The following is a 13,012-nucleotide window of genomic DNA, read 5'->3' on the forward strand; positions in this document are numbered from 1 at the left end:
GGCACGTGCGGACCCGGAATCTCGAGATTCCGGGTCTGGTGCTTCGCACCATCCCGGAATGACGGAGCAAAACAGGAGAAGACTCATGACCAAATCGCTCCAGGACAAAGTCGTCATCGTCACCGGCGCCGGCCGCGGCATCGGCCGCGAGATCGCGCTGCTGTGCGCCGCCGAAGGCGCCAAGGTCGTCGTCAACGATCCCGGCGTCGCCTCCGATGGCTCGGGCACCAGCGCCGCGCCGGCGGAGGAAGTGGTCGAGGAGATCAGGAAGCGCGGCGGCACGGCGGTGGCGAATTTCGAGAGCGTGTCCGAAGCGATCCCGGCCAGCAAGATCGTGAAGGCCGCGACCGACCACTTCGGCAAGCTCGACGGCGTGGTCAACAATGCCGGCATCCTGCGCGACATGATCTTCCACAAGATGAGCATCGAGGCGTTCGAAGCCGTCATCAAGGTCCACCTGATGGGCTCGTTCTACGTCGCGCACTCCGCCGCGCGGCTGTTCCGCGAGCAGGAGAGCGGCTCCTTCGTCCACTTCACCTCGACCTCGGGGCTGATCGGCAATTATGGCCAGGCCAACTACGCCGCGGCGAAGCTCGGCATCGTCGGCCTGTCGAAGTCGATCGCGCTCGACATGGGCCGCTTCAACGTGCGCTCCAATTGCGTCTCGCCGTTCGCCTGGAGCCGCATGATCGGCACCATCCCGGCGGAGACCGAGGCCGAGAAGGAGCGCGTCGAGCGCATGAAGCGGATGGGGCCCGAGAAGATCGCGCCCGTCGTCGCCTATCTGCTCGGCGATGCCTCGAAGGACGTCACCGGCCAGATCTTCGCCGTTCGCATGAACGAGATCTTCCTGATGAGCCAGTCGCGCCCGCTGCGCTCGGTGCACCGCGGCGAGGGCTGGACGCCGCAGACCATTGCGGAGCATGGCATGCCGGCGCTGAAGCCGTCGTTCTACAAGCTCGATCGTTCCGCCGACGTGTTCGGCTGGGACCCGATCTGAGATTGCAGCGCCGAAATTCCGCTTGCGGCGCACACCATCTCAAGTTGTTTTTTATCCAAACGACCCGCGCGCCGCCATGATTTCGTCGTATGGTCGCCTCCCAACAAAAAGTCGGGAGGACACAGATGACGAATTCACGACACGACGGCGCACCGGACTTGTCGGTCGCAGCTCACGGCTTCAACCGGCGCAGACTGCTGAAAGGAGCCGCGGCTTTCGCCGCTGCTTCAACAGTCACGACTGCGTCGGCCGCAACCGTCACGCCGCCGGGCCAGACGGGGGCGCCGACAATCTCGACGGACCCGCTGCCGCTCGGTCCCTTGCCGGGCAGCCGCTATCCGGACTCTCATCTGGAGTCGGCGAAGAAGCCCAAGCTGTCATTCGGGCCGGCGGAATTTCCGGCCTTCGCAGGCACTATGGCCGTCGAGCGCGTCGCCACCGGAATGCGCTGGGCCGAAGGCCCGGTCTATTTTGCTGCTGGCCGCTATGTGCTGTTCAGCGACATCCCGAACAATCGCATCATGCGCTTCTCCGAGGACGATGGTCATCTCAGCGTCTATCGACAACCGTCGATGAATTCGAACGGCAACACCATCGATCGGGAAGGACGGCTGATCACCTGCGAGCACAGCGGCCGACGGGTCACCCGCACCGAGCTTGACGGCTCGATCACGATCATCGCCGACAGCTACAATGGCAAGCGCTTGAACTCGCCCAACGATGCGGTGGTCGCGGCCGACGGCGCAATATGGTTCACCGATCCGGTCTACGGCATCGGTGGTTTCTATGAGGGCCTCAAGGCGCAGCCCGAGCAGGACAAGCACAATGTCTATCGGGTCGATCCGAAATCGGGAGAGGTGAAGGTTGTGGTCGACGACTTCGTCGAACCCAACGGGCTGGCCTTCTCGCCCGACGAGAAGAAACTCTACATCATCGACACCGGCTTCACCGACGGGCCGGACAATCCCGCACACATCCGCGTATTCGACGTCGATCACGCGGCCGGCAAGCTGGCCAACAGCAAGGTGTTCGCCGAAATGCCGAAGCCAAGCATCTCCGACGGTGTCCGATGCGACCGCGACGGACGGGTCTGGTGCTCCGTGGGTTGGGGTGATCCGAACGAGGACGGCGTGCGCTGCTATGCCCCGGACGGAACATTGCTGGGCAAGATTCATATACCTGAAACGGTCGCCAACCTTTGCTTCGGCGGCCAGCAGCGCAATCGACTCTACATCTGCGGCTCAACATCGCTCTATGCGGTGTATACGAGTGCACAAGGCGCTCTGAAGCCCTGATCCGCAGACAGCTGATGTGTCGGGCTGGCGAGGAGCTCATTGTCCTCGCCAGTCCGCGTTCGTCGCGTCAGCCCGTATTCCTCAGCCCCGCCGAGATGCCGTTGATAGTCAGCTGAATCCCGCGCAGCACCTGCTCGTCCGGGTTCTGGGCGCGGTGCGCCTTCAAGAGCTCGACCTGCACGTGGTTGAGCGGATCGAGATAGGGAAAGCGGTTGCGCACCGAGCGCTCCAGCAGCGGGTTGCCCTGCAACAGCCGCTCCTGCCCGGTGATGTCGAGCAAGGTCTCGATCACCAGATTCCATTCACGGCGGATGCGGCCGAAGATCTTTTCCCGCAGGGCCTCGTCGGGGACCAGCTCCGCATAGCGCGAGGCGATCGCGATCGAGCTCTTGGCGAGCACCATGTCCATGTTCGACAACAGCATGCGGAAGAACGGCCATTCCCGGTAGAGCTCGCGCAGGAACGGCATGCCCTGCTCCGGATTCTCCGCGATCCAGGTCTCGACCGCGCTGCCGAAGCCGTACCAGCCCGGCAGCATCAACCGGCACTGCGCCCAGGAGAACACCCAGGGGATGGCGCGCAGATCCTCGATCGCGCGGGTCTTCTTGCGCGAGGCTGGGCGGCTGCCGATGTTCAAGGTCGCGATCTCGTTGATGACGGTCGAGGCCCAGAAATAGTCGACGAAGCCGTCGGTCTCGTAGACCAAGCTGCGATAGGCCTTGAACGCGAGCTCCGAGAGCCGGTCCATCGCGGTGAGATATTCGCGCTTTGGCGCCGGCTGGCGCGGATGCAGCAGGCTGGCCTCGAGCGTCGCCGCGGCGAGGATCTCCAGATTGTTGCGGCCGACCTCGGCATTGGAATATTTGCTGGAGATGATCTCGCCCTGCTCGGTGATCCGGATCTGGCCGTTCACGGCGCCCCCGGGCTGCGCGATGATGGCATCGTAGCTCGGGCCGCCGCCGCGGCCGACCGAGCCGCCGCGGCCATGGAACAGCCTGAGCCGGATGCCATGGCGTTCGAAGATGTCGACCAGGCCGATCTCGGCCTTGTAGAGCTCCCAGCCCGAGGTGACGAAGCCGCCATCCTTGTTGCTGTCGGAATAGCCGAGCATGACCTCCTGCACGGCGCCGCGGCTGTCGACCAGGCGGCGGTAATCGTGCAGCGCCAGCATCCGGTCCATGATGCCGCTGGAGGCCTGCAAATCCTCGATGGTCTCGAACAGCGGCACGATGTTGACGGCGCAGCGGCCCGATGGATCGATCAGGCCGACCTCCTTGAGCAGCAATGCCACCTCGAGCATGTCCGACATGCCCTTGCACATCGAGATGATGCATTGGGGAATCACATCGGCACCGAACGTCGCGTGCGACTCGGCGGCGGCGCGGAACAGCGCGAGCTCGCCGACGGTCTCGTCGCTGTACTTCACGAACTGCGAGACCAGTGGCCTGGCATTGCGCAGCTCGCTGACCAGCAGGCCGACGCGGGCATCCTCGCTGAGCGCCATGTAGGACATGCCGGGCATCGCGGTGTCGATCAGCTCGGCGACGGTGCGCTCGTGCACCGCCGAATTCTGGCGGATGTCGAGCCGCGCCAGATGGAAGCCGAAACAGTCGACCGCGCGACGGAGCATCCGCAGCCGGCCGCGCGCAATGACCTCGGCATTGTTGGCGATCAGCGAGCGATGCAGCACGTCGAGATCGTCCTGCAGCTGCTTGACGCTGTCGTAAGACGCGACCGCCGCCACCGGCAGGCGGCTGATCTGGATGCCGAGCTTCTTCGCGGTGGCCGCCAGCCGCGCATAGATGCCGGACACCGCGAGACGATACGGCTCACCACGACGATGCGGCGACGTGTCCGGCGAGCGCTCGGCCAGCGCGCGCAGCTCCTCGGAGACATCGGCGAGATGCGCCGCAATGGACAGCTCGCTGCCGAGCAGATGCAGCTCCTCCAGATAGTAATGCAGCGCCAGGCTGGATTGCAGCTTGAGCGTTCCGCGCATGACCTCGGCGGTCACGAACGGATTGCCGTCGCGGTCGCCGCCGATCCAGCTCCCCATCCGCAGGAACGAGGCGAGATCGCCCGCCACCTCCGCGCCGTCGTTGAGCCGATCTTCCAGCGTGCACAGCAGCCGCGGCACCTCGCGCAGGAAGGTGTAGTCGTAGAACGACAGACCGTTGGTGACCTCGTCGAGCACCGTCAGCTTGGTCCGGCGCAGCAGGTTGGTCTGCCACAAGGTCAGCACGGCGCGGCGCAGCGCCTCGTCATTGGCCGCGCGCTCATCCGGCGTCAATTGCATCCGCTCGCGGCGGTCGAGCAGCATCGCGATCTCCATCTCGCGATCCATCGTGCTCTTGCGCCGCACCTCGGTGGGGTGCGCGGTCAGGACCGGGCTGACCAGCGCGGTGGAGAAGAACCTGCGCAACTCCGCCGCCTCGAAGCCGGCCGACTTGGCGTGAGCGAGCGTCGCCGCAAGCATGCCATTGCCGCCGTTGGCGTCGCTCTTGGCGCGCATGCGGCGGATGTTGTTCTGGTCCTCGGCGATGTTGGCGAGATGGGAGAAATAGCTGAAGGCGCGGACGATGCGGACGGTCTCCGCGGTCGACATGCCGTCGAGGATCTGCTCCAGCTCGCGCCGCGCCTGGCGGTCCTCGTCGCGATGGAAGCGCACCGAGGTCTGGCGTATCAGCTCGACGAGGTCGAAGACGTCGGCGCCCTCCTGGTCGCGAACGGTGTCGCCGAGGATGCGGCCGAGCAGCCGGATGTCGTCCCGAAGCCGCGCATCCTCCTCCATGGCCTGCGCCTCGGCGGCGCGGTTGGGACGGATTTCCTCTGGTATGGCTTGCGGCGACATGGATGCGCTCTCCAGCAGCTGCCCATTTACGGGTCAGTCTGCCGTATCCGCATTGCAGCGCAAGATCAAGAAAGAGGCGTCGCCTGCCCTATTCCAAGCTATCGTTCCTCCCCTCGGTCAGATTTGCCTTCCGGCTCGCTCCCAATACGGATCGCGCAGCCGCCGCTTGAAGATCTTGCCGGAATCCTCGCGCGGCAATTTATCCTGGATTTCGATGTGCCTGGGCACCTTATAGTCGGCCAGCGAGGCCTTCAGCCGCGCCTTGATAGCGCCGACATCCAGCACGACGCCGGGCTGCGGTTCGACAACGGCCATCAGCGCCTCGCCGAACTCCGTGTCGGGGATGCCGAACACAGCGCAATCGTGCACGCCCGGCACGGCATGCAGCACCGCCTCGATCTCGGCCGGATAGATGTTGACCCCGCCGGAGATCACCATGTCGCGCTTGCGGTCGCACAGGAACACATAGCCATCGAGGTCCATGTAGCCGACATCACCCGAGGTGATGAAGCCGTCGCGGTCGATCTCGGCACGCTTCTCCGGCTTGTTGTGATAGGTGAAATCCGGATTGCCCGCGATGCGCGAATAGATCTCGCCGATCTCGCCCTGCGGCAGGATGCGCCCGTCCTCACCGAGGAAGCGCAACTCGGCGCCCGGCGAGACCTTGCCGACGGTGCCGGGCTTCTTCAGCGCGTCCTCGGAGCTCGCGAAGGTGACTGCGCCCGATTCGGTCGAGCCGTAGAATTCGTAGATGACCGGCCCCCACCATTCGATCATCGCGCGCTTGACGTCGGCCGGGCACGGCGCCGCGGCGTGGATGATGTGACGCAGCGACGACATGCCGTAGCGGCTGCGTACCTCCTCGGGCAGCTTCATCAGGCGGATGAACATGGTCGGCACCATGAAGATGGTGTCGATCCGCTCCGCCTGGATGATACGGAGAAACTCCTCCGGCTCGAACCGCGGCATCAGCACCAGCGCGCCACCGAGCCGTCCGGCACGCAGGCCGAAGGCGTTCGGCGCGGAATGATACAGCGGTCCGGGCAGCAGCGCGCGCGAGCCCGGCTTGAGTCCATAGATCAGCGCCCGCATCCGTTCGGCCGAGGCCGCCTGCTCCACCGTCGGCGCATTGCGCCGGACGCCCTTGGGATGACCAGTCGTGCCGGAGGTGTAGATCATGTTCTGCGGCTGCGGCACCTGCGGTCCTTCGTAAGGACCCTGTTGCATGAGCCAGCTTTCCAGGTCGGTCGCGAACTCCGGTGTTGCGAGCAGATCCGCGCCGATCTTGTAGTTGGACAGGATCTCCGGCGGCGTCGGGACGCTGAGCACGGTGATGCCGGAGGGAATCATGCCGCGAAGCTGATGCAGCAGATCGGCGTGACCGATCAGCACCCGCGTCGCGGAGTCCTTGAGGATGTAATCGATCTCCTCCGGCTTGAAGTGCCAGTTCACCGGCACACCATAGGCGCCCAGTCGCATCGCGCCGTAGGCGGCCTCGATGAAGGCGATGTCGTTGCGCATGAGCATGCAGACGCAGTCGCCCTGGCGCACGCCGAGCTGCGCGAGACCGCTCGCGATCCGCGCGGCGCGGTCGGCGACGTCAGCGTGGCTGCGCCGGCGTTCGCCGGAGATGATGCCGCAAAACAGGGAGGACGTTTCCATTGTTATTGCCTTGTCCGATCTGGCGTCGGTTCGAGTTTCCGCCGTCATTCCGGGGCGATGCGCAGCATCGAACCCGGAATCTGGAAATTGTTTGGCTCAGCTCCTTCGGGGCTGCCCGCAAGGAGGAGGCTAATCTACAAACTTGGGCGCACGCTTTTCGATGTTCGCCCGCACCGACTCCAGCTGGTTCGGGCTACCGATCAGCTTCTGCTGCTCGACCGATTCCGCGAGCAGCGCCGGGCCCGGATCGACCGAGAGGTTGTTCAGCATGCGCTTGGCGGCGCGGATCGCATCCGGATTCTTGCCGGCGATCTCACGCGCCGTCTCCAGCGCGGCCGCGCGCGGATCGGCGCAGATGCGCGTGACGAGGCCGTAAGCCTGCCCCTCTTCCGGCGAAAACACGCGGCCGGTATAGGTCAGCTCGCGCAGGATGTCGTCGCGCATCAGGGTCGCCAGGATCGGCGTGCCCGCCATGTCCGGCACCAGACCCCATTTGATCTCCATGATCGACATCTTGGTGTCCGGTGCGACGTAGCGCATGTCGGCGCCGAGCGCGAGCTGGAAGCCGCCGCCATAGGCCACGCCATGCACTGCAGCAATCACCGGCACCGGCAACTGCCGCCAGCCCCACACCGCCTGCTGGGCGAAGTTCGCCTTGCCGTGGGTGCGAACGGTGAGGTCGCGCTTCTCGCCGCCGGGTATGCCGTTGCCGCCGGAGTCCTTCATCGCCGCGAAACGGCCCATGTCGAGTCCGGCGCAAAAGGCGCGGCCCTCGCCAGACAGCACCACGGCGCGCAGCCCCTTTTCCTTCGCCAGCCGCTCGGTGGCCGCCACCAGCGCCTCGAACATCTCCATGTCCAGCGCATTCATCTTGTCGGCACGGACCAGGCGAACGTCGGCGACGCCGTCCTTGATCTCGATCGCGATGCGGTTGTCCATCGAGCGGTCTCCTCACGAATGTCTTTGTGACTTTACAGAAGGCTGTCGGAGCGATTTAGTCAATCGACCAATTAACTCACAACATGTCAGGCGGAAACTCCCATGTTCAAGGACAATCTCCTCGAAGGTCGGCGCATTCTGGTGACCGGCGGCGGCACCGGCCTTGGCAAAGCGATGGCCGCACGCTTCCTGCAGCTTGGCGCCGAAGTGCATATTTGCGGCCGGCGGAAAATCGTCTGCGACGAGACCGCGACCGAACTGATGGACCTCTATGGCGGGCGCGTAACCAGCCACGGCGTCGACATCCGCAATGCGATGGCGGTCGAGGAAATGATCGAGGCGATCTTCCAGGAAGGCGGCCTCACCGATCTCATCAACAACGCCGCCGGCAATTTCATTTCCCGCACCGAGGAATTGAGCCCGCGCGGTTTCGACGCGGTTGCCAACATCGTGATGCACGGCACGTTCTATGTGACGCATGCCGTCGGCAAGCGCTGGATCGCAGCGAAGCAGCCGGGCAACATCGTGTCGATCACGGTCACCTGGGTGCGCAACGGCTCGCCCTATGTGGTGCCCTCGGCAATGAGCAAGTCGGCGATCCACGCCATGACGATGTCGCTCGCGACCGAATGGGGCCGCTACGGCATCCGCCTCAACACCATCGCACCCGGCGAGATCCCGACCGAAGGCATGAGCAAGCGCATCAAGCCTGGCGACGAGGCCGGCGCGCGGACCAAGGCGATGAACCCGATGGGCCGGGTCGGTACCATGGAGGAGTTGCAGAACCTCGCGGTGTTCCTGATCTCCGGCGGCTGCAACTGGATCAACGGCGAGACCATCGCGATGGACGGCGCCCAGGCGCTGGCGATGGGCGGCAACTTCTATCAGCTGCGCGACTGGAGCGACGACGACTGGACCAAGGCCAAGGAGTCGATCAAGGCGCAGAACGAAAAGGACCGCGCGACGCGCACGAGCTGATGGCCCAATCGCCCGGTTGATCGGCGACGTGCTCTCTGTAGACTGATCGAGAGATGCTTGCTCCGGCGCAATCCGGGGCGAGGACCACGACAAGACATCGAACAAAGAAAAAGACGTAATCGGAGGGGAAACATGTCCGTCTCGACGGCAACGTCGACGCTCGTCGACGTCGTGCGCGACAGAGCGCAAACGCTGGGCTCCGCCACCGCATATGAGTTCGAAGGCCGCGTCACCAGCTTCGCCGAATTCGACCGCAAGACCAACCAGGTCGCCAACGCGCTGAAGGCGCTCGGCATCAAACAGCACGAGCGGATCGCCTATTTCGGCAAGAACAGCGACATCTATTTCGAGCTGCTGGTCGGCGCCATGAAGGCCAACGTCGTGATGGCGCCGGTGAACTGGCGCCTCGCCGGTCCCGAGGTCGCCTTCATCGTCGAGGACTGCAAGGCGCCTGCCCTGTTCGTCGGTCCCGAGTTCATCACGATGATCCGCAACATCCGCGGCCAGATTCCGAGCGTGCGGCACATCATCACGACCGAAGGCGGCGCGCCGGAATGGCAGGACTACACGGCCTGGCGCGACGCGCAGAGTGCCGACGATCCTGGCGTAGCGATCACGCCGCGGGACATCGCGCTGCAGCTCTACACGTCCGGCACCACCGGCAAGCCGAAAGGCGCGATGCTGTCGCACGCGAACTTCCTCAACCTGGTGAATACCGGCAATCCCGAGGAGAAACCGGACTGGAACAAATGGTCGACCGACGACGTCTCGCTGATCGCGATGCCGATCTTCCACATCGGCGGCTCCGGCTGGGGCCTGATGAGCCTCTACCACGGCGCCCGTGGCGTCATCGCGCGCGAGTTCGATCCCACGAAGATCCTCGACTTCTTCGAGCAGTCCGGCATCACCAAGCTGTTCATGGTGCCCGCCGCGATGCAGTTCGTGGTGCGGCAGCCGCGCGCGCGGCAGGTCGATTTCTCGCGGCTCAAATACATGCTCTACGGCGCCTCGCCGATCCCCGCGGCGCTGCTGAAGGAATGCATCGAGGTGTTCAAATGCGGCTTCGTGCAGATGTATGGCATGACCGAGACCACGGGCACCATCATCGCGCTGCCGCCCCAGGATCACGTCGAAGGGCTGGAGCGGATGCGCTCGGCCGGCAAGCCGCTGCCGGGCGTCGAAGTCGCGATCATCGATCCCTTGGGCAATCCGCTGCCGCCGCGGCAGGTCGGCGAAATCGCCACCCGCTCCGGCTCCAACATGACCGGCTACTGGAACCTGCCGGAGGCGACCGCACGCACGCTTGGCAGGGACGGCTGGCTGCGCACCGGTGATGCCGGCTACATGGACGAGGACGGCTACGTCTACATCCACGACCGCATCAAGGACATGATCATCTCCGGCGGCGAGAACATCTATCCGGCCGAGGTCGAGAGCGCGATCTGCGACCACCCCGATGTCGCCGAGGCCGCCGTGATCGGCATTCCCGACGACAAATGGGGCGAGGCCGTCAAAGCCATTGTGGTGATGAAGCCGGGCAAACGCGCCACCGAGACGGACATCATCAATTTCACCCGCACCCGCATCGCCGGCTTCAAGACGCCGAAGAGCGTCGATTTCCTCGATGCCCTGCCGCGCAATCCCTCCGGCAAGATCCTGCGGCGGAATCTGCGCGACCCATATTGGGCGGGCAAGGACCGGCAGGTGAATTGACAACCGGCGGTGTTCTCGTTGCGACAGCCTGGATCGCGTCGTTGGCGCTCGCGATGACGTGGAGAGAGCGCGCACTCTCTCCACACCGTCATTGCGAGGCGCCCTTGCGCCGAAGCAATCCAGGGGCCAAGTGACAGGTCTGGATTGCCGTGCTGACGCTCGCGATGCCGCCACGCGATCAGGCCGCGCTCACCGCTTGTTCGCCCCCATATAGCCAAACAGGAACCCCGCCACCTTGCGCATCTGGATCTCCTCACTGCCCTCGGTGATGCGATAGCGGCGGTGGTGGCGGTAGATGTGCTCGAACGGCTTGTGGCGCGAATAGCCCATGCCGCCATGCACCTGGATGGCGCGGTCGGCGGCCTCGCAGCACAGACGGTTAGCCCAGTAGTTGCACATCGACACCTTGTCGGAGAGCGTGTGCTCGACCTGCGCCTGGGTGAGCTGGTCCATCTCCCACGCGGTCTTGCGGATCAACAGCCGCAGCATCTCGGCCTGGGTCGCCAGCTCCACCAGCGGCCACTGGATTGCCTGGTTCTCGGCCAGCGCCTTGCCGAACGGCTTGCGCTCACGCGCGTAATTCACGCTCTCGTTGATACAGTAGACGGCCGCACCGAGCGAGCTCGCCGCCTGGCGGATGCGGTTCTCGTGCACGAAGCATTGGGCCAGCGACAGCCCGCGCCCGACCTCGCCGAACAGCGCGTCCTCCGGCACGAACACGTCGGTGAAGCTGACGCGCGGATGGTCGGTCGGCATGTTGAAGGTCCAGAGATATTCCTCGACCTTCACACCCTCGGTCTTGGCCGGCACCAGGAAGCAGGTGATGCCGCGCGCATCGCCGTCATTGCCCGAGGTGCGCGCGAACAATGCGCAATGCGTGGCGACGTGCATGCCCGTGGTCCACATCTTCTCGCCGTTGATCAGCCAGCCCTTGACGTTGTCGCGGGTCGCCGGGACGGCCTTGGTCTCCATATGAGTCGCATCCGAGCCGTGATGCGGCTCGGTCAGACCAAACGTGATGCGGTACTTGCCGGTGATCGAGCCGTCGATCATCGCCTTCTGGTCGTCACGGCCGTAGCGGTCGAGCATGGTCACGATCGGCAGATTGCCGACGATCGAATGCTCGTTCTGCAGGTCGTTGTGCAGGCCGAGGCCCTTCGACGCGAAATGCTCGCGGATTACCGCCATCCAGAGGTTCGAGCCGTCCTTGCCGCCATAGCGTTTCGGGATCGCGAAGCGCAGATGGCCGGCCGCGTCGGCGCGGTCCTTGGCCTTGCGCAGCAGCCGCTCCCAGTCATGCCGCGGCAGGCCGCCATTCTCGAAATCGGTGCGCGCCCATTCGCGGCGATGATCGAAGAAGCGGATGTTGTCGTCCGCCTGCTCCAGCGGCTTGATCTCGGCGGCGATGAAGCGGTCGAGCTCGTCGAGATAGGCGATCAGTTCCTTCGGCAAGGAAAAATCCATGGCGTGTCTCCCTGTGCGTGTCGTTGTTGTTCTTGCTCTTGGTCAGGCCAGCCCGCCGCCGCGTGCTTGTGGCGCGCGGCGCGGTTGCGTATTTGGATGACCGCGCGCGCGGCGCAGGCGCTAAGCTCGCGCACGGCAGCCAATCAGAAACCAGGAGGAACGGTCGATGGAGCTGAAATTCTCGAAGGTCACGCGCAAGGGGCCGATCACAATCGTCACCCTTGCCCGTCCCGAGGTCTACAACGCGCTGCATACCGACGCACATTACGAGCTGGAGGCGGTGTTCGACGGGTTCGCCGCCGATCCCGAGCAATGGGTTGCGATTGTCACCGGCGAGGGTGACAAGGCGTTCTGCGCCGGCAACGACCTGAAATGGCAGGCGGCCGGCGGCAAGCGCGGCTGGGGCCGAAGCGGCTTCGGCGGACTGACGTCGCGCTTCGATTGCGACAAGCCGCTGATCGCCGCCGTCAACGGTGTCGCCATGGGCGGCGGTTTCGAAATCGCGCTGGCTTGCGACCTGATCATCGCCTCTGAGAATGCCACCTTCGCCTTGCCCGAGCCGCGCGTCGGTCTCGCCGCACTCGCTGGCGGCCTGCAGCGGCTGCCGCGTCAGATCGGCATGAAGCGCGCGATGGGCATGATCCTCACGGGCCGCCATGTCGGCGCGCGCGAGGGCCACGAGCTCGGCTTCGTCAACGAGGTGGTGCCGCAGGGCGAGGCGCTGGCGGCCGCCGTGCGCTGGGCCGAGACCATTGCCAGGAACTCGCCGATGTCGATCCGCGCCTCCAAGCAGGCGATCGAGAAGGGCCTGGCGGTGTCGCTGGAACAGGCGATCACCGAGCAGCGCGACTATCCGGCGGTGCAGGCGATGATTCATTCGCAGGACTACATCGAAGGGCCTAAAGCGTTCTCGGAGAAGCGGCCGCCGAAATGGCTTGGGCGGTAGAGCCTCACCGAGCTCGTCATTCCGGCGCGCGCGCAGCGCGAGCCCGGAATCCATAGCCGCGATCGTGCCTATGGATTCTGGGCTCGCGACTGCGTCGCGCGCCGGAATGACAGTGCGGGTCTGCCTCCACTCCGTCATGGCCGGGCTTGACCCGGCCATCCACG

Annotated in this window: 9 protein-coding genes; 5 read left to right on the top strand and 4 right to left on the bottom strand. The window is 64.9% G+C overall.

Annotated features, from left to right (window positions below):
• The first annotated feature begins 85 nt into the window (after positions 1 to 85).
• Together ACQR10_RS26525 and ACQR10_RS26530 are read left to right on the top strand one after the other, a co-directional pair.
• Positions 86 to 1,000, top strand: coding sequence for an SDR family oxidoreductase (locus ACQR10_RS26525; protein WP_315801296.1), 915 nt, complete (start codon positions 86 to 88; stop codon positions 998 to 1,000).
• 416 nt (positions 1,001 to 1,416) lie between these two features.
• Positions 1,417 to 2,295: an SMP-30/gluconolactonase/LRE family protein gene (locus ACQR10_RS26530; protein ID WP_315801386.1), complete on the top strand. Its 879-nt coding sequence runs from the start codon at positions 1,417 to 1,419 to the stop codon at positions 2,293 to 2,295.
• A 67-nt stretch (positions 2,296 to 2,362) separates the two neighbouring features.
• On the opposite strand, the gene ppc is transcribed toward ACQR10_RS26530, so the two are convergent.
• From ppc to ACQR10_RS26545, 3 genes are all read right to left on the bottom strand, one after another.
• On the bottom strand, positions 2,363 to 5,146 hold the full coding sequence (ppc, locus tag ACQR10_RS26535) for a phosphoenolpyruvate carboxylase (RefSeq protein WP_434912117.1): 2,784 nt from the start codon (positions 5,144 to 5,146) through the stop codon (positions 2,363 to 2,365).
• Between the two features lie 117 nt (positions 5,147 to 5,263).
• Positions 5,264 to 6,808 carry an acyl-CoA synthetase gene (locus ACQR10_RS26540; protein ID WP_434912118.1) on the bottom strand — a complete coding sequence of 515 codons (1,545 nt, stop codon included), beginning with the start codon at positions 6,806 to 6,808 and terminating at the stop codon, positions 5,264 to 5,266.
• A gap of 129 nt (positions 6,809 to 6,937) precedes the next feature.
• On the bottom strand, positions 6,938 to 7,747 hold the full coding sequence (locus ACQR10_RS26545; RefSeq protein WP_316183338.1) for a crotonase/enoyl-CoA hydratase family protein: 810 nt from the start codon (positions 7,745 to 7,747) through the stop codon (positions 6,938 to 6,940).
• A 102-nt stretch (positions 7,748 to 7,849) separates the two neighbouring features.
• On the opposite strand from ACQR10_RS26545, the gene ACQR10_RS26550 reads away from it, so the two are divergent.
• Together ACQR10_RS26550 and ACQR10_RS26555 are read left to right on the top strand one after the other, a co-directional pair.
• Positions 7,850 to 8,725 (top strand): SDR family oxidoreductase, encoded by an 876-nt coding sequence (locus ACQR10_RS26550; protein ID WP_434840179.1) that lies wholly within the window; start codon positions 7,850 to 7,852, stop codon positions 8,723 to 8,725.
• 132 nt (positions 8,726 to 8,857) lie between these two features.
• The gene (locus ACQR10_RS26555; RefSeq protein WP_434840178.1) at positions 8,858 to 10,438 is read left to right on the top strand and encodes a fatty acid--CoA ligase; all 1,581 of its coding nucleotides are present in this window, start codon (positions 8,858 to 8,860) and stop codon (positions 10,436 to 10,438) included.
• 189 nt (positions 10,439 to 10,627) lie between these two features.
• Here ACQR10_RS26555 and ACQR10_RS26560 read toward each other — a convergent pair whose 3' ends face one another.
• A complete protein-coding gene (locus tag ACQR10_RS26560; protein ID WP_434840177.1) occupies positions 10,628 to 11,902 on the bottom strand; it encodes an acyl-CoA dehydrogenase family protein in 1,275 nt (424 codons plus the stop codon).
• Between the two features lie 166 nt (positions 11,903 to 12,068).
• Between ACQR10_RS26560 and ACQR10_RS26565 the strand changes: the two genes are divergently transcribed.
• On the top strand, positions 12,069 to 12,848 hold the full coding sequence (locus ACQR10_RS26565) for an enoyl-CoA hydratase-related protein (protein WP_434840176.1): 780 nt from the start codon (positions 12,069 to 12,071) through the stop codon (positions 12,846 to 12,848).
• Positions 12,849 to 13,012: the final 164 nt, after the last annotated feature.

The organism is Bradyrhizobium sp. HKCCYLRH2060 (assembly GCF_051168135.1).
In the GTDB taxonomy this organism is placed as follows: Bacteria; Pseudomonadota; Alphaproteobacteria; order Rhizobiales; family Xanthobacteraceae; genus Bradyrhizobium.

Bases quoted from the DNA above. Each gene is read 5' to 3' on its own strand.
- ACQR10_RS26525 (WP_315801296.1), top strand. From the start codon at position 86: ATGACCAAATCGCTCCAGGACAAAGTCGTCATCGTCACCGGCGCCGGC.
- ACQR10_RS26530 (WP_315801386.1), top strand. From the start codon at position 1,417: ATGGCCGTCGAGCGCGTCGCCACCGGAATGCGCTGGGCCGAAGGCCCG.
- ppc (WP_434912117.1), bottom strand. From the start codon at position 5,146: ATGTCGCCGCAAGCCATACCAGAGGAAATCCGTCCCAACCGCGCCGCC.
- ACQR10_RS26540 (WP_434912118.1), bottom strand. From the start codon at position 6,808: ATGGAAACGTCCTCCCTGTTTTGCGGCATCATCTCCGGCGAACGCCGG.
- ACQR10_RS26545 (WP_316183338.1), bottom strand. From the start codon at position 7,747: ATGGACAACCGCATCGCGATCGAGATCAAGGACGGCGTCGCCGACGTT.
- ACQR10_RS26550 (WP_434840179.1), top strand. From the start codon at position 7,850: ATGTTCAAGGACAATCTCCTCGAAGGTCGGCGCATTCTGGTGACCGGC.
- ACQR10_RS26555 (WP_434840178.1), top strand. From the start codon at position 8,858: ATGTCCGTCTCGACGGCAACGTCGACGCTCGTCGACGTCGTGCGCGAC.
- ACQR10_RS26560 (WP_434840177.1), bottom strand. From the start codon at position 11,902: ATGGATTTTTCCTTGCCGAAGGAACTGATCGCCTATCTCGACGAGCTC.
- ACQR10_RS26565 (WP_434840176.1), top strand. From the start codon at position 12,069: ATGGAGCTGAAATTCTCGAAGGTCACGCGCAAGGGGCCGATCACAATC.